Source organism: Bordetella sp. (genome assembly GCF_057362025.1).
The window spans coordinates 47229-66656 of sequence record NZ_JBMQQZ010000039.1; the positions used below are offsets into that span (position 1 = coordinate 47229).

Below are 19428 nucleotides of genomic sequence, written 5' to 3' on the forward strand. Positions count from 1 at the left end.
TCAGTCCACCGTGACGTGCGGTGCACATTTTTGGCTTTGTACGAGGCATCAGGTATGCGACTTGCCGACATGGGCGGTTTCGTCCGCCTTCCTGGAGATCGACATGCCCTCAACTACGCCACCCGCCCCGTCCGCTGGCGACGGCGGCTTGAACCGGCCGGCGCGGCGCAATTTCCTGGCCGGCATCGGCGCGGCCGGATTATCGGCCAGCGCGGCGGCGCATCTTGTCGCGGACGCCGCCCCGAGCCCGGCCGACGCATCCCCAACGAATCCGCCCGCATCCGGCGTGCCGGAAGGAGCCATTCCCATGCGCTTGTCAGTGAACGGTCAAACTCATGACCTGAATCTCGATCCCCGCACGACGCTGCTGGACGCACTGCGTGAACATCTGCAATTGACGGGCACGAAGAAGGGCTGCGACCACGGGCAATGCGGCGCGTGCACCGTGCACGTCAATGGACGGCGTGTGAATTCCTGTCTTAGTTTTGCCGCCGCGCATGAAGGCGACACCATCACCACCGTCGAAGGACTGGGCCACCCCGGGCACCTGCATCCCATGCAGGCGGCCTTCGTGCAGCACGATGGCTACCAGTGCGGCTACTGCACCTCCGGGCAGATCATGTCGGCCGTCGCCATGATGCGCGAGCCATGGGGACCGGACGACGCCGCCGTGCGCGAAGCCATGAGCGGCAACATCTGCCGCTGCGGTGCTTATCCCAACATCGTCGCGGCCATCCAGGACGTGCGCCGCAAGGCCTAGGAGAATGCCATGGAAATGTTCCGATTGACACGCGCGGCCGATGTGCAGGATGCCGTGCGCGCGGGGGCCGCCGCGCGTACCGCGCAGCAGGGCGCCGATATCCGTTTCCTGGCGGGCGGCACCACCCTGGTCGACTTGATGAAACTGGACGTGGAGCGTCCGGGGCAAGTCATCGACATCAGCCGCCTGGCGCTGGACCGCATCGAGGCCGCGGACGAGGGCGGCTTGCGTATCGGCGCCATGGTCCGCAATGCCGACCTGGCCAATGACGAAAGGGTCAAGCGCGATTACGCCGTGCTGTCCCAGGCGCTGCTTGCCGGCGCTTCGGCGCAGTTGCGCAATATGGCGACGACCGGCGGCAACCTGCTGCAGCGCACGCGCTGCGTGTATTTCCGCGATACGGCGGCGGCCTGCAATAAACGCAATCCCGGTTCGGGCTGTGCCGCCATCGGCGGATACAACCGCAATCTCGCCGTGCTGGGCACCAGCGATCACTGCATTGCCAGCAACCCTTCGGACATGAATGTCGCCATGGCCGCGCTGGAGGCCACCGTGCACATACAGGGGGTGCAGGGCACACGGGCGGTGCCCATCGGCGACTTCCATACGCTGCCCGGCGATACGCCGGAGCGCGAGCATGTACTGCTGCCGGGCGACCTGGTGACGCACGTCACGCTGCCCGCGCCGGTACCCGGCAGCCGTTCGGTCTATGTGAAGCTGCGCGACCGGGCCTCGTATGAATTCGCGCTGGCATCGGCTGCCGTCGTGTGCGTGGTCAGCGAGGGAACGATCTCGCACGCGCGCGTGGCCCTGGGCGGTGTCGGGACGAGACCGTGGCGCTCCCCCGAGGCCGAAGCCGTTCTGCTGGGTAAAGCGCCCGGCGAGCAAACGTTTCGCGCCGCCGCCGATGCCGCCCTGAAAGACGCGCGCCCGCAAAGCCAGAACGCGTTCAAGATCGAACTGGCGCGGCGTTGCCTGGTGCATACGCTGAAACAGGCCACGCAGGCCGCCTAAGACAGGAGTCCGAGTCATGAGCACAGTCGCAGAGGGCGCGCGCGCGCAGGCCGCGCAGATCATCGGCCGCGATACGCCGCGCGTGGACGGCCCGCTGAAGGTCAGCGGCAAGGCAATGTACACCTCCGATTTTCATTTTCCGGGCATGCTTTACGCCGTTCCGGTATGCAGCACCATCGCCAATGGGCGTATCGAGGCGCTGGATACGTCGGCGGCCCAGGCCATGCCCGGCGTCCGGTTGGTCCTTCACCGGGACAATATCGGCAAACTCTACCGCGTGCAGGGCGCCAAGGTGGACGAAGGACGGCCGCCCTTCCATGACGACGTCATACGCTACTACGGTCAGTATGTCGCGGCGGTCATCGCCGATACGTTCGAGCAGGCGACGGCGGCCGCCGCGGCGGTCAAGGTGCGATACAAGGAGGACACGCCTAACGTGGCTACGCGTTTGTCCGCGGACACACCGCCCAAGGTGGGCAGCGAGCGCGGGCAGGCACAGTCCGCCTTCGATGCCGCTGAAGTCAAGGTCGATCATACCTATGTCACACCGGTGGAAACGCACAACCCCATCGAACTGCATGCCACGGTCGCCGTATGGGACGGTTCAAGCTACACCCTCTACGAGACATCGCAGGCGGTGGACAACCACAAGGCGGTCATGACGCAGTCGCTGGGGACCACGCCGGATAAAGTACGCGTGGTCACGCACTTCCTGGGATCGGGCTTCGGCGGAAAGCTGTGGCCCTGGCCGCACTGCATGGTGGCTGCGGTGGCGGCAAGGCAGCTGGACCGTCCCGTCAAACTGGTCGTGTCGCGCCAAATGATGTTTCAGAACGTGGGCCATCGGCCCATCACGCAGCAGCGCATCCGCCTTGGCTCGACGGCGCAGGGAAAGCTGGTGTCGCTGCAGCAGGACTATGTGAACCAGACATCGATCCTGGACGATTACGAAGAGGATTGCGCGGAGGCCACGCCGCATATGTACAGCACGCCGAATCTGCGCGTGACGGCGGCGCTGTGCCGGCGGCATATGGGCACGCCCACGGCGATGCGCGGTCCGGGCGCGGTGCCCGGCCTTTTCGCCCTGGAATCGGCGATGGACGAACTGGCGGTGGCCCTGAACATGGATCCCGTCGAGTTGCGCCTGAAGAACGAACCGGACCATGACGAGGGTAACGGCCTGCCGTTCTCGTCGCGGCATTTGACCGAATCCGTCCGGCAGGGCGCGGAGAAGTTCGGCTGGTCGCGGCGGACTCCCGGCATCGGTTCCATGCGGCGCGACGACAGGATCCTGGGATGGGGCATGGCGTGTTGCTCGTGGCTGGGCGCGCGCCAGCCCACGCATGCGCGGGTGGAGCTGCGCGCGGACGGTTCGGCGCATGTCGCCTGCGCGACGCAGGACATCGGCACGGGCACGTACACCATCATGGCACAGCTGGTCAGCGCCGAAACCGGTATTCCCGTCGACCGCATCGATGTGGCGCTGGGCGATACGGCTTTGCCGCCGGGCCCGGTCTCTGGCGGGTCAACGGTAACGTCATCGGTGATTCCGGCGGTGTTCAAGGCAACGCGGGCAGCGGTGAAGTCCATGCTGCGCACGGCCTGCACAGGCGACGGCGCGGCGTTTTCCGGTCACAAGCCGAACGAGCTCGCATTCACGAACGGGCGGGTGCACTTGAAGACCCAGCCCGCCGACAGCGGCAAGCCGTTCGGGCAGATCGTGGCGGCGGCCGACCTGCGTGCCATTGCCGGCGAGGGCAGCGAAACCGAGGGCAACTTCGGCAACGACCCGCTGAAGCGGAAGTACTCCATCAATTCCTACGGGGCGCATTTCGTCGAAGTCGAATGGCAGCCGGAAATCGCCCGCCTGCGTGTCAGCCGTGTCGTGACGGTGATCGATGCGGGCCGCATCCTGAATCCGCCGGCAGCCCGCAACCAGATCGAGGGGGCCGTGGTGATGGGGGTGGGCATGGCGCTGTTCGAGCACACGATGTACGACGAGCGCACGGGCAAGCCGGTCAATAGCAACCTGGCGGATTACATCGTGGCGTCGAATGCGGATACGCCGGATATCGATGTGACCTTCCTGGATTATCCCGACCCGGTGTTGAACGAGCTGGGCGCGCGCGGCGTCGGTGAAATCGGCCTGGCCGGTACGGCGGCCGCGATCGCCAACGCCATCTACCACGCCACGGGTGTCCGGGTGCGCGAGCTGCCCGCGACCATCGAGGACTTGATGCGGGCCTGACGGGCGGCCCGGCGGGAATCGACACGCCGACAGGGCGGTTCCCGCCGGTATCAGGCCGCCACGGCTTCGTCCGGTTGGATTTCCGTCAGCACGCCGTTTCGATGGATGGCGGGCGCGCAGGCGCGGGCGATGTCGAGCAGGCGCGAATCGGCGAAGCGCGGCCCGACCAGCTGGATCCCCAGCGGCAGGTTGCGCGCGCTTTTCCCCACCGGGATGCCGACGCAGGGAACATGCAGCAGCGTCCACATGGCATTGAAGGCGGGATTCCCCGTGTCCTGCAGTCCTTCCGGCGCCTCGCCGGTAGACGCGGGGGTGAGCACGGCGTCCAGATCCGCGCCGAACAGACCATCGAAAGCCCGCCGGCATGATGCCGCCAGGTCGTAGGCCTGTACCAGCTGCGCCGGCGTGATCGCCCGCGTGTTCTCGACCATCTCGCGGAAGTCCTCGTGCAGCAGATGATGGCTGCCAAGGTAAGCCGGCAGGAACGCCGCGCGGCCTTCTCCGCGCATGATCGTTTGCTGCGCGGCATCCATGCCGTCGAAGGCGGGGGGCAGGTCCAGTTCCCGGACGATGGCGCCCTCGGCCTCCAGCCTGCGCGCGGCTTCCATCAAGGCGGCGCGTCCATAGGCGTCGGCCGAGGACCAGACGGGTGTGCGGCAAAGCCCTATTTTCAGCCCGCGGACACCGGCCGGCGGGGGCGCGTCGGACTCCACCACGCGGAAGGCCCGGGCGACCAGCTGCAGGTCCTCCACCGAGCGGCCGTACCAGCCTATCGTATCCAGCGTGTGCGAATACATCTTCGCGCCTTCGCGGCTGACGATGCCGTGCGTGGGCTTGATGCCGTAGATTCCGTTGAAAGCGGCCGGACGGATATGCGAGCCGCCCGTCTGCGTTCCGAAGGCCAACTGCACCTGCTTGTCCCCTACCGCCGCGCCGGAGCCGGAGGACGAACCGCCCGGCGTATGGGCGGGGTTGTGCGGATTGCGCGTGACGGCACGGCGTCCGCCGGATGCGAATTCCACCGTATCGGTCTTGCCGACGATCAGAGAACCGCTGTGCCTGACCACGGCCACGCAGGCCGCGTCCTGGCCGGGGCGGTGGTCGACGTGGATGGGGGAGTTGTGCTGCGTCGGCATATCGACCGTGTCGATCACGTCTTTCACGCCGAAGGTCAGCCCATGCAGCGGGCTGCGCGGCGGGCGCTTGTCCAGTTCGCGCGCGTTGCGCACGATCATGTCTTCGTCGAACCAGCTCCAGGCGCGCACGTCCGCGTCGCGCGCACGGATGCGGTCCAGCGTCGATCGGGCCAGCTCCTCGCAAGACAACTTGCGCGCGGCGATCAGGGCGGAGGCCTCGGTGGCGGTCAGTTCATACGGTTCCATTATGGTTCCTCGCGGTTGGGCGATGCGACGGGAAGGTTGAATACAAAAGCCGGTTCGTATTCCTTGGACGGCATGCGCGGGATCGCCATGCCGGTCCTGGTGACGGCGGATGAAAGCTCATGCATGCGCCGCATCATGGGTTCTGACAGGCGCAGGCCGTAGCGATCGCAGTGCGCCTGGATGTCGGCGGCGTTCCATAGCGGAGGGGAAGTCATGGCGAGGCTCCTATGGTCAAAGAGAGGGACGGCGGTCGCGCCAGGGCGTGGCCCGTTCGTAGGCGCGCGCGACCTGGTACACGCGCGCCTCGTCGAACCAGCGTCCGACGATTTGCGCGTTGGTCGGCAGGCCTTCGGCGTCATAGCCGGTGCACACCGTCATGGCAGGGTGGCCGGATGCGTTGAATGGCGGGCAGGCGTTCTCGCGCGTGTATGCGCGCATTGCCGGTTCGTCGGAGAACGGCGGCGCGACACGAAACGCACAAGGGGCGACAAGCGCATCGACGGACCGGACCAGCGCATCGGTGGCGTGAGCCAGTTCGCGCCTTCGCCGCTGCGCCGCCACATAGTCCACCGCGCGGGTCATGGCGCCGGACATGAGTTTGTCGCGCAGCGCGTAGCCCATGTCGCCGGCGCGCCGGAGGAAATCGTCTTCATGGATGGATAGGGATTCGGTCCAATTGATGACCGAGGTGACGCTGCGGTATTCCGCAATGGGTTCGGGTAGCGCGACGTCGATCATGCGCGCCCCGGCGTCGCGCAGTACCGCGACCATGTCCGCGAATGCGGCGGCATTCGCCTCGTCCATGACGCCGGGGTCGGCGCCGAGGTCGCGGATCACGCCTATCGTCATTCCGGCGACGCCGGCGTCCAGGCAGCGTAGATAGTCCGGGACCGGGCGATCGGCGGTCGCGTGGTCGTGGGCGTCGCGGCCGGCGATCACGCCAAGGACGATCGCGCTGTCCTCCACCGTCCAGGTCAAGGGCCCGGGCGTATCCATGGTGTAGCAGTTGGGCAGGATGCCGTGCCGGCTGACCCGGCCGTAGGTCGGCTTCATGCCTTGCAGGCCGCAGGCCGCGGCAGGCAGGCGTACCGATCCCGTGGTGTCCGACCCCAGCGCGATCATGGCGGTGCCGGCCGCCACTGCCGCACCCGCGCCCGTGGACGAGCCGCCGGTGAACCGATCGAGATCCCACGGATTGCGCGCGGGTTCGAAGGGCAGGTCGAAGTAGACGCCTCCATTGCCGGTACCGTACTCCCAGGTATTGAGCTTGCCCAGCATGATCCCCCCGGCCTCGTCGAGCTTGCGGACGGCCGTGGCATCGTGTCCGGGGACGAAATCCAGCATCAGGCGGGAGGCGGCGGTCGTGCGGATGCCGCGGGTGTAGTAGTTGTCCTTGACCGCGTAGGGTATGCCATGCAGCGGCCCCCGGTAGCGGCCGGCAGCGATGTCGCGCTCGGCCTGCAGCGCCTGGGTCCGGGCGCGGTCCGCAGCCACCAGCAGGTAGCTATTCACCTTGTCGTCCACCGCGGCGATGCGATCCAGAAAGGCATCCACCAATGCCACCGGCGACACTTCGCGGCGCTGGATCAGGCGCGATGCCTGGCCGACGGACAAATGGAACAGCGGTGTGTTCATGGACGTTGGTCTCCGGAGTGCGGGGAAGCGCGGCGGGCCGGCGGCGATCTACAGCGCCGGACGGCGGTCGCGCCAGCGGGTGGCGCGCTCGTAGGCGCGGGCGACGCGGAAGACCGTGGTTTCGTCGAAGTAGCGGCCGACGATCTGGGCGTTGGACGGCAGGCCCGTGTCATCGAAGCCGGTACACACCGCCATCGCGGGATGGCCCGACAGATTGAATGGCGGGCACGCGGTATCGGCCGTATACGCCTTGACACGGTCGAAATCCTCGATGGGTGGCGCGGTGTGGAAAGCACACGGCAGGATCAGCGCATCGACGCTGCGTATCAGCGCATCCGTCGCGGAGGCAAGTTCGCGGCGTCGGCGCTGGGCCGCCAGATAGTCGACGGCGCGCACCATGAATCCGTTCATCATCTTGTCGCGCAGTGCCTGGCCCATCTGGTCGGCGCGCGTCATGAAGTCGTCTTCGTGGATGGAAAGGGATTCGGTCCAGTTGATCACGCTACTCGCCTGGCGATAGTCCGAAACGGCGGCGGGCAGCATGACGTCCACAATGCGGGCGCCGCCGGCCTCCAGGACGCGAGCCATGTCCTCCATCCCGATGCGATTGGCCTCGTCGACCTGCTCGCCCTCGGGGCCCAGGTCGCGGATCATTCCGATCGTCATGCCGCTAACGCCCGTCTCCAGGCCCGCGACGTAGTCGGGCACCGGCTGGCGGGCGCTGGCCGGATCGCGCGGATCGTGGCCCGCCATGGCCCGCAGCATCAGCGCGCTGTCTTCGACCGTCCACGTCAGCGGCCCAGGTACGTCCAGCGTATAGCAGTTCGGCAGGATGCCGTGCCGGCTGACCCGGCCATAGGTAGGCTTCATGCCCTGCAGTCCGCACGCCGCCGCCGGCAGCCGCACGGAGCCGCCGGTGTCCGATCCCAGGGCGGCCATGGCCGTGCCGGCAGCCACCGAGGCGCCGGCTCCCGTCGAAGAGCCTCCGGTGAAGTGCGCCAGGTTCCAGGGATTGCGCGCCGGTTCGAAAGGCAGATCGAAATGCACCGCGCCGGTTCCCGTGCCGTACTCCCAGGTATTGAGTTTGCCCAGCAGGATCGCGCCGGCCGCGCGCAGGTGCGTTATCGCCGTGGCGTCATGGTCGGGGACATGATCCAGCAACAGCCGCGATGCCGCGCAGGTCCGCACGCCGCGCGTGTAGTAGTTGTCCTTGACGGCATAGGGAATGCCATGCAGCGGTCCGCGCCAGCGGCCCGCCAGGATGTCCTGTTCGGCGGCTTTCGCCTGCGCACGCGCGGCGTCGCCCGTCACCAGCAGGTAACTGTGCAACCGGTCGTCCAACGCCTCGATGCGTGCCAGGAAGGCGTCGACCAGCTCCACGGGTGACACTTTGCGGGTTTGCAGCAGGCGCGACGCTTCGCCCACCGAGAGAAAACACAATTCATCGCCCATGCCGTGGACTCCTTCTTACGGACCGCTCGCCGGTCCTGGATACATCGATCGAACCTTGCCATCCGTCCGGTATGGCCGGCGCCATGCTCATCGCCATGCCGCGGCCTGCGCGCGCGGGGGCGCCGCCGCGCCTGTGCGGATGCAGCGTGCCGCGTGGCCGCCGCCGTGCAGGGCGAGCAGACCGCGGTCCGCGCCCACCGGTTCGCGCAGGGCAGGCACGCCGGCATCGCACTCCGGCTGGCGCAGAGCGCAGCGCGGCGCGAAGCAGCAGCCCGGCGGAAGATCGGCCAGGTCGGGCGGCGCGCCCGGGATCGGCTCGAGATCATTGCCACGCAGCCCCCCATGCACGGTCGATTTCAAAAGCCCGCGCGTGTAGGGATGGGCGGGCCGTTCCATGACATCCTCGATCGTTCCGGTTTCGACGAAGCGGCCCGCATACATTACGGCGACTTTGTCGGCGACCTCGCAGGCTACGCCCAGGTCGTGCGTGACGAACAGGGTGGCCATGCCCAATTCGCGCTGCAGCTCTCGCAAGAGCAGCAGTACCTGGATCTGCACGGTGGCGTCGAGCGCGGTGGTGGGTTCGTCGGCCAGCAGCAGCCGTGGCCGGCAGGACAGGGCCAGCGCGATCATGGCGCGTTGCCGCAATCCTCCCGACAGTTCGTGCGGATACGCGGCCAGCCGGCGCGCTGCGGACGGTATCTGCACCAATTCCAGCAGCTCCAGCGCCCGGCGCATGGCATCGCGATGGCTGGCGCCCTCGTGCTGGCGCACCGTTTCGGCGATCTGCTGGCCGATGGTATAGACCGGATCCAGGGCGGTCAGCGGTTCCTGGAAAATCATCGAAATCAGCGAACCCCGTATGTCCGGCAGTTTGCTCCGGGGCAGCGCGAGGATGTCGTGGCCGCCCACGGAGACCTGTCCGCCCAGACGGGCGTTGTCCGGCAGCAGACGCATGAGGGCGCGCATGGTGACACTCTTGCCCGATCCGGACTCCCCCAGCAGGCACAGGACCTCGCCTTCGCGCAGCGAGAAGGAAACGCCGTTGACCACCGGCACGTTCATGTCGCGGTTGACGAACCGCACGGTCAGGTCGCGCACCCGGACGAGCGAATCGTCGATACCTTCGGAAATCGCGTTCATGATCGAAATCTCCCTTCAGGCGCGCAGCCGCGAGATTGCGTCCGCGGTGATCGCGCTCGCCGTGCCGTCGCCTTCGCGCGCATCGGGCCGAAAGCGCATGGCCTGGCTGCGGTCGAGCGGGTAATGACAGGCGCTCAGATGGCCGGACTCATCGTCCGCGGGCGTCAGCATGGGCATCTCGGCCGCGCAGCGGTCCTGCGCCCGCGGGCACCGGGTACGGAAGCGGCACCCCGACGGCGGATCGATCGGATTGGGGGGATCTCCCGATAAGGGCGGGCTGCTGACGCGGCGCCGCGGATCCATCGACGGGCGGGATGCCAGCAGCGCGGCGGTGTACGGATGCCGCGTTGCTTCGTAGATGCGCGCGACCGGGCCGGATTCCACGATCTGGCCCAGGTACATCACCAGCACGCGGTCGCTGATGTATTGCACGACATTCAGGTCGTGCGAGATAAAAAGATACGTCAGGCCCAGCTCGCGCTTGAGCTCGCGCAAGAGATTCAATACCTGTGCCTCGACCGACTTGTCCAGCGCGGACACGGACTCATCCAGGATCAGGACGCGAGGTCCCATCGCCAGGGCGCGCGCGATGTTGACGCGCTGCCGCTGCCCGCCGGATAGTTCGTGCGGATAACGCCGCGCGTGGGTTTCGGGATCCAGCCCGACCATGCGCAGCAGGCTTGCCGCACGTGCGCGGGCCTGCGCGCCGGACATGCCGGCCACGGTGGGGCCGAAGGCGATGCTGTCGGCGATGGTCAGCCGCGGATTCAGCGACGCATAGCTGTCCTGGAATACCATCTGCATTTGCGCGCGCAGGTCCCGCACGCTGATCCCGCGCACTTCCGATACTTCTTCGCCATCGAAGATGACACGTCCGGAATCCGGACGCAGCAGGTGCATCAGCAGGCGCCCGGTGGTCGATTTTCCGCAGCCCGACTCTCCGACGATGCCGACCGTTTCCCCCTTGGCCACCTGGAAGCCGATCCCGTCCACGGCGCGCACCACGGAGCGCTGGCCGCGCAGGCCGGTCCTTCCGAGGTCGAAATATTTTTTCAGGTTCTCCACGATCAGCATGGGTTGCGCCGGGCCACCGCGGTCGCGCGGGTCGGGATGCCTGTCCAGCAGCCGCAAGGCGTCGGACGGCGGTGTTTCGCTGCGGATTCTGAAGCGTGCGAACATGGCGGACTCCTCTCAGGCCTTGACGTCCATGGCGCTGCGCAGGCCATCGCTCATCAGGTTGAAACACATGGAGGTGACGAAGATCATGATCCCGGGCAGGATGGCGTTCAGAGGCGTGACGTAGATCGCCTGGCGCAGCGTATTCAGCATCAGCCCCCATTCCGCGTTCGGCGGGTTGACGCCCAGGCCCAGGAAGCTGAGTCCGGAAGCAATCACGATGCTTACGCTGATCAGGCTCGATGCGTATACCAGGATGGGGCCGATCACGTTGGACAGCACGTGTCCCCGAACCACGCGCAGGGCCGACGCGCCGGTGGCGCGCGCCGCTTCGACGAAATCCTGCTCGCGCACCTGGGTCGTTACGCTTTCGGCGATGCGGGCGATGGGCGGGATGAACACCAGCGTGAGCGACACGAGGCTGTTGAGCAACCCGGCGCCCAGGGCGCCCGAGATCGCCACCGCCAACAGCACGGACGGGAAGGCATAGAACACATCGATCAGTCTCATGATGACCATGTTCCAGCGGCCCCCGGCAAAGCCGGCAGCGATGCCCAGCGTCCCGCCGATCAGCGTCGCGAGAACGACGGGAGCAAAGCCCGTGAACAGCGAAAGCCTGCCGCCGTAGATCAGGCGCGATAGCATGTCGCGGCCCAGTTCGTCCGTGCCCAGCAGGTGGCCCTGGTAGCCCGGCGGCTTCAGGCGCCGAATCATGCTCATTTTGTAGGGATCGTCCAGCCCCAGCCATGGCGCGGCGATCGCCAGCGCAATAATGGCCAGCAGGATCACGGCGCATCCGATGGCCACAGGGTCGCGCGACAGCCGCCGCCCTACCGTATGCCAGTAGCCGCGGCTGGGCCGGCGGAAGCTTTCCTGCGAAACCATCGGACGGGCAATGCCGGATAGGGACGCGGTGTTTTCGCTCATGGGGTTTCCTTCAAGCGCGCTTGACGCGGGGGTCCACCAGCATCTGCAGAATGTCCACGACCAGGTTGGTGAAGACGAACAGCATCGCCAGCACCAGGATCGTGCCCTGCAGGATGGGCAGGTCGCGCGTAAAGATCGCCGCATTCAGCAGGAAGCCCGTACCGGGCCACGCAAAGACGGTTTCCACCAGGATCGAGCCGCCCAGCATTTGCGCGAATTGCAGGCCCATGACGGCCATCACGGCGGGCGCCACATTCTTCGCGACGTGCGCGAGCACGCGCCTGCCGCTCAGCCCCTTGGCATACAGCGTCTGTACGAACTCCTGCTTGCGGATTTCGCCGACCGCGGCGCGCACGGAGCGGGCGACGATGCCCATGGGGATGACGGACAACGTGACTGCCGGAAGAATAAGGTGGGCGATGTCTGGCGGCCCCATGCCGGTGGCGGGCAGCCAGCGCAATTGCACCGAAAACAGCACGATCAGAACCATGCCCAGCCAGTAGTGCGGCAGCGAAACACCGGTAACCGCCAATGCCGTCACGGCGCGGTCCACGGTGGGCCGCCGGGTATAGCCTGCCAGCGCGCCAAGGGTGCAGCCTCCGACGAAGGCAAGCGCGATGGCCACGCCGGCGAGCAGCATCGAGTTGCGTATCGCCGGTGCGATTTCCCATAGCACCGGTCGTCCCGTCTTGATCGAAGTGCCCAGATCGCCGGTGGCCACGCGCTCCAGCCAGATGAAGTACTGGACAGGCAGCGGCTTGTCGAAGCCATACGCCGCGCGAATTTCCTGGATGACCGCGGGCGAGGCATTTTCGGGCAGGACGGCGCTGATCGGATCGCCCGGCGCCAGGTGCACCAGCGCGAAGCAGACGAGCGAAACGCCGATGGCGATGGGCAGCGTGTACAGCAGCCGGCGTAACAGATAACGCAGCATGGCACGATCCTCCGTGTAGGCGGTGTGGTCACTTCTGCAGGTATACGGGCGTCAGGTCCTGGAACCAGCTCTGCGCCTGGACGAAACCCTTGACGTTCGGCGCGAGCGCGCGCGGATTCAGGTCGTGGACCACCCATATCCACATGGCCTGGTCGACGATGCGCGTGTGCAGCTGGGCCAGCAGGGCGTCCTGCTTCTTGGGATCGAACTCCACCTTCGCCTTGGCGGCGAGTTCGTCGGCTTCCTTGTCGCTGAAGCCGCCCCAGTTGTAGCCGGCCGGAGGACGCATTTTCGACCACGACGTACCGATCAACCCGATGTCGGGATCCCAATAGCCGAAGCTGTTGTTGATGCCGTCGACGCCCTTGTTCTCCGGCGCGTCCGATCCTGCGCGGCGCCGCGCCCGCAGGGCTTCCCATTCCATCACTTCGAATTCGACGTCGAAGCCGACGGCTTTCAGGTTCTCCTGGACGAACTCATTCATGGGCAGCGGCTGCATCTGTCCCGACCCCGACGTGGAGATCGCGAATTTCACGTGCAGGGGATGCTGCGGGCTGTAGCCGGCTTCTTTCATCAGGCGGCGCGCTTCGTCCGGGTCGTAGCGCAGCTTGAAGTGCGGGTGCCCGAACCAGGGATGCTTGGGGTCTACCATGCCCTCCGACGCAATGGCGGTGCCGCCCAGGAAGTCCACCAGGCCCTGGCGGTCTATCGCCAGGTTGGCCGCCTTGCGGATACGGATGTCGCGGAACGGCGAACCCTCGGAGTAGCTAAGCTGATAGGGCCAGTTGTGCGGATAGATGTTCGTGACGATCTGCATCCCGGCTTCCTTCAGGCGCGGAATGGTGTCGGGCGGCGGGGCTTCCACCCAGTCGACCTGGCGGGAAAGCAGCGCGGCGACGCGCGTATTCGAATCGGGCATGGTCAGCAACACCATGCGGTCGGACTTCGGCACGCGCTGCGGGTCCCAGTAATTGGGGTTGCGAATCAGCTCGGCACGTTCGCGCGGCACCAGCTTGTCCAGCATCCACGGCCCGGTGCCGGACGGCTTCGATGCAACCTTGGTCCAGTCGCCGCCCAGCTCCTTGTAGCGGGCGGGGCTGGAAATCATCACGTCCGCGATCAGATACGGGAACACCGCGTCGGCGGACTTGGTCGTGATCTCCACCGTCATGGGATCGATCACGCGGTACGAGGCAATGTTGGACACGTATTGGCTGGCCTGCGTGGCCTGCGCCTGGTCGAACTGTGGCGCGTCGCGCTTCAGGAGCTTGTCCAGGTTCCACACCACCGCTTCGGCGTCGAAGGTGGAGCCGTCATGGAACTTGACGTTGGGCCGTAGCTTGAATGTCCACTTCGTATGGGTGGTGTCGTCGACGGTCCAGCTGGTCGCCAGTCCGGGTACCAGCTTGGCGGGCTGGTCCGCCTTGGACAGATCCCAGCGGATCAGGGCGTCATAAAGCGTAAAGCCGATAAAGCGCATGCCTTCGCCACCCTGGCTGGGCTGGCCGGTGGTCAAGGGGATGTCCGACATGGTGGTCGCTACGCGCAGCACCATTTCGGCGCGCGCCGGCTGGGCCGTGAACAGGACGAGAGAGGCCGCCACAAGCGGGGCCGCGAGTTTCTTCAGTATCAAGGCGCATCTCCGGTAAATATTGGCCGTAGCGCATGGGCGCGCCGGCTTATGGCGGATACATCACGAAAACGGGAAAGCCTGTCTATGCAGCGGAAAATTCGGCGGTCGTGCCGGTGCCGGCCGCGCGGCAAGCGGCGGCTTCGGTGGCCAGCGCTGCGATATCCGGGCGCCGCGCGCGCCAGGCGGTTGCCCTTTCATAAGCGTCGCCCACGCGCAGCACGGTGGCTTCGTCGAAGAGCCTGCCGGCGATCTGCAGCGAGAACGGCATGCCATCCGCGTCGAACCCGCTGCATACCGACAGGGCAGGGTTGCCCGAGGTATTGAAGGGCGTCGTGTAGTTGGGGTGCGTGAACATCCAGTGCGGCGATGTCGGTTCCAGCTTTCCCGCCGGTTCCGCGCAATGCGTCACGATCACGTCGACGTCGTCAAAGGCCGCCTGGGTGGCCGTTGCCAGCTCGGCGCGCATGCGCATGGCCTGCACATAATCCTCGGCGCGCAGGAGGGCGCCGCCAATGATGCGGTAGCGCAGGCTGGCCCCGAACAGGTCGGGTTGGGTGCGCAGTGTCTGCTGGTGGATGGAGAACAGTTCCGACATCGCGATCACGCGCTTGCAATCGTTGTAGGCCAGCAGGGACGGAAGCGCGATCGGCCGCACGGTGGCGCCGAGGCCGCGCAGGACCTCCAGCGCGGTGTCCAGCGCCTGGCGCGAGCCTGCCGAAATCGGCGCCTCCTGTTCCATCCAGGTCCAGGGCACGCCTATCTTCAATCCCTTCGCATGGCCGCACAGTGCGGCGCGGTAGTCGGGCACGGGCCGATCGGCGCTGCCGGGGTCGAGCGGATCATGGCCCGCGACCGCTGCCAGCAGGATCGCCAGGTCTTCGGAAGTCCACGCCATCGGCCCGGTGTGGTCATGACTGAACGAGTTGGGCAGCACGCCGCGGCGGCTGACCCGGCCATAGGTAGGTTTTATCCCCGCGATGCCGCAGGCGGCGGCGGGCATGCGGATGGAGCCTCCGGTGTCCGATCCCATGCTGGCCAGGCACAGTCCCGCCGCGATCGCGGCGCCGGATCCGGATGACGAGCCAGCGGGATGCCGATCGGTATTCCAGGGATTGCGCGCGGGCGGCGCCACGACATCCCATGAAGGCCCGCCGTGTGCGAACTCCCACGTCGTGGTCTTGCCGAGAAGCACGCCGCCGGCGGCGTTCAGCGCCAGTTGGGCGGGGCAATCGTGGGCGGGCACATAGTCCGCCAACGAGCGGGATTGGCCCGTGGTGCGGATTCCCGCCGTTTCGTAGATGTCCTTCAGGGAATAGGGAATGCCGTGCAGCGGACCGCGCGGGCCGTCGCGCATAATCTGCGCTTCGGCGGTGCGGGCTTGCGTGCGCGCGAGTTCGGGCGTGGGGGTGATGTAGCTGCACAGGACGGCATCCACGGCCTCCATGCGTTCCAGGCAGGCTTCGGTCAGCTCCACCGGGGACAGGGCCTTGTCGGCGATCAGGCGGCTGGCGTCCGCGATGGTCAGAAAGGCTGGGTCGCCGCTCATGTCGTCTCCTTGCCGGTCGCCTGGAAGACCATAGGCACGAAGGTATGCGCCGGTTCATCCGAGAAAGGGCGCTCGCGCCGGATGCGGCCCAGCATGGGCGCGATATAGCGCCACGCGTCGGTCAATTCGGCAAGGAGGGTTGGGGAAAGCGGCAGGCCGGCGTGGGCTGCCAGGATCTGCAAGTCTTCCGGGCGCGGCGGCACCTCGGATAACACCGATGTTTCTGACATGGAAAAGCCCCTTGAGTGCATGGATATGCCGCCTGGAGAGCAGCATTCCATTTGTTTTCAATACCTTAGCGCATGTCGTGCAGATAAAACAGTTGTTTGATTCTAGGAACGGGCCTTAGGGGCGTCAAGGCCAAAATCGCCTGGTAGTGGTAAATCCTAGTGCGCTGCAACAAACTGGCGGTGCAAGGAAAAAGCGTGCGAGAATCCCGAATCTCGAAGAGATATCATGGACTTGCATGCGGGAATCGCTGTTCTCGCGCAAGCCCGTTTTGAAGCAAATTAAAACAATTGATTGATCGATGGAGGATGACATGACGGACGCCCACGCCGCGGGCCTCTCGGAAGCCAGCGGGGAGATCCGCGGCGAAGATGCCATGGAGATTCCAGTCCCGGATCGCCTGTTGCGCGTCGCCAAGGAACTGATCGCCCGCACAGGGCCCTTCAACACGACGGTGCGCGATATCTGCGACGCGTCCGGTGTCAATGTGGCGTCCATTCATTACTACTACGGATCGAAGGACGCCCTGGTCAAATCGGTGCTGCTTTCGGTCATGGAACCGGTCAACATCGAGCGCCGCATCCGCCTGGAGCAGGCGCGGCTGCGCTTCGGCGAGGGGCCCTTGCCCATTCCGGTCATCCTGGAAAGCCTGTTGCGGCCGCTGATCGGTTGCGAGCGCGGCGAAGACGGCGGCCGGCTCTTCGTGCGTATGGAGCACCATCTGCGCGCCGTCCCCGACAGCGATTACACGCTCTTCGTGGCGCGGCACCTGGATGGCTATGCGCAGATCTTCATCGATGCGCTGGCCCAGACCCTGCCGCGCTACAGCCGCGCGGAGATCATCTGGCGCTACGAGTTCGTGCGCGGTTCCGCCATGCACTTGCTGGCCAATTGCGACCCGCTATCGCGCAAGTTCCAGGTCCTGGCGGGCACGGGCGGCATGATAGACCTGAACGACGACGAGCTGATCTTGCGGGAACTGTTGGGGATCGCGGTGCTGGGCATCGGCGCCCCGGCGGTATGGACGACCGGTTCGGGCGCCTAGCGGCGCGGCGATACGCGGCGGCATGCCGCGTATCGCCGCACGCGCGCGGCGCTCAGACCGGGAAGGGGTTGCGTTCCGCGAAGCCGGCCTGGTGCCAGTACGGATAGGCGCGGTTCACGGTGCTGGCTTCGTCCAGCCTGGCCACCTGTTCGGCAGTCAGGTTCCAGCCGACCGCGCCCAGGTTCTGCCGCAGCTGGGTCTCGTCCCGCGCGCCGATCAGCACGGTGCTGACGGTGGGACGCTGCAGCAGCCAGTTCAGCGCGATCTGCGGAATGGTCTTGCCGGTCTCGGCCGCTACCTGGTCCAGCGCGTCCACCACGCGGTACAGATACTCGTCCGGTACCGGCGGGCCGTAGTCCGCGGTCTTGTGCAGGCGGCTGGTCGCGGGCAGGGGTTGGCCGCGGCGGATCTTGCCGGTCAGCCGGCCCCAACCCAGCGGGCTCCACACCACCGCGCCCACGCCCTGGTCCACGCCCAGCGGCATCAGCTCCCATTCGTAGTCGCGGCCGATCAGCGAGTAATACGTCTGGTTGGCCACATAGCGCGGGTAGCCGTAGCGGTCGGCAGCGGCCTGCGACTTCATCAGGTGCCAGCCGGAAAAATTCGATACGCCGGTGTAGCGGATCTTGCCCGCGCGTACCAGCGTATCGAGGGTCGACAGGACTTCCTCGACCGGCGTGCGGGCATCGAAGCCGTGCAGCTGGAACAGGTCGATATAGTCCGTGCCCAGGCGCTTGAGCGCGTCATCGACCGCGCGGATCAGGTGAAAGCGCGACGAACCGACATTGTTCGGCTCGTCATCGAAGCGGAAGGTTGCCTTGGTGGACAGGATGACCTTGTCGCGCCGGCCCTTGATGGCTTCGCCCAGGATGGATTCGGAGGCGCCGCGCGAATAGATGTCGGCGGTGTCGAACATCGTGACGCCTTCGTCCAGGCAGATGTCGATCAGCCGGCGCGCTTCGGCCACATCGGTCTTGCCCCAGGCCTCGAACAACTCGCCCTTGCCGCCGAACGTGCCGGTGCCGAAGCTCAATACGGGAACCTTGAATCCCGATGCACCCAGATGTCGATATTCCATGTATAGCCCCTACGGAAAAGTTCACGAAACGCGCGTCCGGCCGCAGGCCGGCGCGTCGCAAACAGACATTGTCAGGCAGGCGCGCCCGGGGAATAACCCTGTCCGCCATGAAACACTTGTTCGCCGAGGTCAACAATCGCCGGTCCTGCGTTCGCCATGTTCGCGCCATGACGGCCCCGTATAATGCCGTGGCCTGGAAAGCGCGCGCGGGCGGCCCCGCCGGGAGCGATGCGTCCAGGGTTGTATCTCCACCGCGCCCCGCGCGCCCGGACTGCCTTTCCCTGTCGACCCTTTGATCGAATCCATCGAAAGCCGTGTCTCCGCCGAACTGGTTGCCGTCCTGGTGGCGGTCACCGATGGCCAGCCGCGCGTACTGACGACGGAAGATGCCCGCGCGCTGCCGGCCGGCCCGTTCCAGTCGACCCATCGGTCCTTGCAGGCCGGCCTGCGCGCCTGGGTAGAGGCACGCACGCATCATCCCTTGGGCTATGTCGAACAGCTATATACGTTCGCGGATAGCGATCGTGCCGATCATGCCGATACGCGCATCATTTCGATCAGCTACCTGGGGCTGACGCGGGAGCAGGCCCATACCGGCGCGGACGGGGTGGGCTGGCAAAGCTGGTACCGCTATTTCCCATGGGAGGACCGGCGCGAGGGCGCCGCGCCTTTCGTCGCGGCGGTGATCGAGCCCCGCCTGCGCGCCTGGGCTACCGGCGGACCGGCGGCCCAGCGTGGCCGCCGCTATGACCGCGCTGCCATTACCTTCGGATTGGATGGGGCGGCCTGGAACGAGGACATGGTGCTGCAGCGCTACGAGCTGTTGTACGAGGCCGGCCTGGTGCCGGAGGCCGGACGGCGTCCGGTCCGCCCGGCATTGCCCGGCACGCCGATGATTCACGATCATCGGCGCATCCTGGCCACGGGCATCGCGCGCCTGCGGGCCAAGATCAAGTACCGGCCCGTGGTATTCGAATTGATGCCCGAGGAATTCACCCTGCTGCAATTGCAGCAGACGGTCGAGGCGCTGGCCGGGCGGGGATTGCATAAGCAGAATTTCCGCCGCCTGATCGAGCAGCAGGAGCTGGTCGAAGAGACCGGGGGCATGACCAGCGGTACCGCCGGGCGACCCGCCAAACTGTTCCGCTTTCGCCGCGACGTAATGCTGGAGCGCGCGATTTCAGGCAGCAAGCTGCCCCTTGCGCGGGAACCGCATCTGGTGTGAGC

The 19428-nt window shown here is 66.4% G+C and carries 17 protein-coding genes; 5 read left to right on the forward strand and 12 right to left on the reverse strand.

Annotation, left to right across the window (positions count from 1 at the left end; translation table 11 throughout):
- The first annotated feature begins 103 nt into the window (after window positions 1-103).
- The 3 genes from ACO1P8_RS08930 to ACO1P8_RS08940 are packed head-to-tail and all read left to right on the forward strand — an operon-like array spanning window position 104 to window position 4022.
- Window positions 104-760 carry a (2Fe-2S)-binding protein gene (locus ACO1P8_RS08930; protein WP_486295530.1) on the forward strand — a complete coding sequence of 219 codons (657 nt, stop codon included), beginning with the start codon at window positions 104-106 and terminating at the stop codon, window positions 758-760.
- A gap of 9 nt (window positions 761-769) precedes the next feature.
- The gene (locus ACO1P8_RS08935; RefSeq protein WP_486295531.1) at window positions 770-1774 is read left to right on the forward strand and encodes an FAD binding domain-containing protein; all 1005 of its coding nucleotides are present in this window, start codon (window positions 770-772) and stop codon (window positions 1772-1774) included.
- A gap of 16 nt (window positions 1775-1790) precedes the next feature.
- Window positions 1791-4022 (forward strand): xanthine dehydrogenase family protein molybdopterin-binding subunit, encoded by a 2232-nt coding sequence (locus ACO1P8_RS08940; protein WP_486295532.1) that lies wholly within the window; start codon window positions 1791-1793, stop codon window positions 4020-4022.
- A 50-nt stretch (window positions 4023-4072) separates the two neighbouring features.
- On the opposite strand, the gene ACO1P8_RS08945 is transcribed toward ACO1P8_RS08940, so the two are convergent.
- The 11 genes from ACO1P8_RS08945 to ACO1P8_RS08995 all read right to left on the reverse strand — a co-directional run bounded on the left by ACO1P8_RS08945 (window position 4073) and on the right by ACO1P8_RS08995 (window position 16080).
- Window positions 4073-5404: an amidase gene (locus tag ACO1P8_RS08945; RefSeq protein WP_486295533.1), complete on the reverse strand. Its 1332-nt coding sequence runs from the start codon at window positions 5402-5404 to the stop codon at window positions 4073-4075.
- Window positions 5404-5619 carry a hypothetical protein gene (locus tag ACO1P8_RS08950; protein WP_486295534.1) on the reverse strand — a complete coding sequence of 72 codons (216 nt, stop codon included), beginning with the start codon at window positions 5617-5619 and terminating at the stop codon, window positions 5404-5406. Before ACO1P8_RS08950 ends, ACO1P8_RS08945 begins: the two co-directional genes overlap by 1 nt.
- Before the next feature lie 16 nt (window positions 5620-5635).
- A complete protein-coding gene (locus ACO1P8_RS08955; protein ID WP_486295535.1) occupies window positions 5636-7039 on the reverse strand; it encodes an amidase in 1404 nt (467 codons plus the stop codon).
- A 48-nt stretch (window positions 7040-7087) separates the two neighbouring features.
- Entirely contained in the window at window positions 7088-8491 is a 1404-nt protein-coding gene (locus ACO1P8_RS08960; protein ID WP_486295536.1) for an amidase, read from the reverse strand.
- A gap of 87 nt (window positions 8492-8578) precedes the next feature.
- On the reverse strand, window positions 8579-9634 hold the full coding sequence (locus ACO1P8_RS08965) for an ABC transporter ATP-binding protein (RefSeq protein ID WP_486295537.1): 1056 nt from the start codon (window positions 9632-9634) through the stop codon (window positions 8579-8581).
- A gap of 15 nt (window positions 9635-9649) precedes the next feature.
- Complete coding sequence (locus ACO1P8_RS08970) at window positions 9650-10708, reverse strand: ABC transporter ATP-binding protein (protein ID WP_486295547.1); 1059 nt, start codon at window positions 10706-10708, stop codon at window positions 9650-9652.
- Window positions 10709-10825: 117 nt separating this feature from the next.
- On the reverse strand, window positions 10826-11695 hold the full coding sequence (locus ACO1P8_RS08975) for an ABC transporter permease (RefSeq protein ID WP_486295548.1): 870 nt from the start codon (window positions 11693-11695) through the stop codon (window positions 10826-10828).
- Window positions 11696-11747: 52 nt separating this feature from the next.
- Window positions 11748-12671, reverse strand: a complete 924-nt coding sequence (locus ACO1P8_RS08980; protein ID WP_486295538.1) for an ABC transporter permease — start codon at window positions 12669-12671, stop codon at window positions 11748-11750.
- 28 nt (window positions 12672-12699) lie between these two features.
- Window positions 12700-14304: an ABC transporter substrate-binding protein gene (locus ACO1P8_RS08985; protein WP_486295539.1), complete on the reverse strand. Its 1605-nt coding sequence runs from the start codon at window positions 14302-14304 to the stop codon at window positions 12700-12702.
- A gap of 82 nt (window positions 14305-14386) precedes the next feature.
- Window positions 14387-15850, reverse strand: coding sequence for an amidase (locus tag ACO1P8_RS08990; RefSeq protein WP_486295540.1), 1464 nt, complete (start codon window positions 15848-15850; stop codon window positions 14387-14389).
- Window positions 15847-16080, reverse strand: a complete 234-nt coding sequence (locus ACO1P8_RS08995; protein ID WP_486295541.1) for a hypothetical protein — start codon at window positions 16078-16080, stop codon at window positions 15847-15849. The genes ACO1P8_RS08990 and ACO1P8_RS08995 overlap by 4 nt, the downstream gene beginning before the upstream one ends.
- A 311-nt stretch (window positions 16081-16391) precedes the next feature.
- On the opposite strand from ACO1P8_RS08995, the gene ACO1P8_RS09000 reads away from it, so the two are divergent.
- Window positions 16392-17123, forward strand: coding sequence for a TetR/AcrR family transcriptional regulator (locus tag ACO1P8_RS09000; protein ID WP_486295542.1), 732 nt, complete (start codon window positions 16392-16394; stop codon window positions 17121-17123).
- Between the two features lie 52 nt (window positions 17124-17175).
- Here the strand turns inward: ACO1P8_RS09000 and ACO1P8_RS09005 are convergent, their stop codons facing one another.
- A complete protein-coding gene (locus ACO1P8_RS09005) occupies window positions 17176-18201 on the reverse strand; it encodes an aldo/keto reductase (RefSeq protein WP_094843785.1) in 1026 nt (341 codons plus the stop codon).
- 292 nt (window positions 18202-18493) lie between these two features.
- Here ACO1P8_RS09005 and ACO1P8_RS09010 point away from each other — a divergent pair, with 292 nt between their 5' ends.
- On the forward strand, window positions 18494-19426 hold the full coding sequence (locus ACO1P8_RS09010; RefSeq protein ID WP_486295543.1) for an NUDIX hydrolase: 933 nt from the start codon (window positions 18494-18496) through the stop codon (window positions 19424-19426).
- Window positions 19427-19428 lie beyond the last annotated feature (2 nt).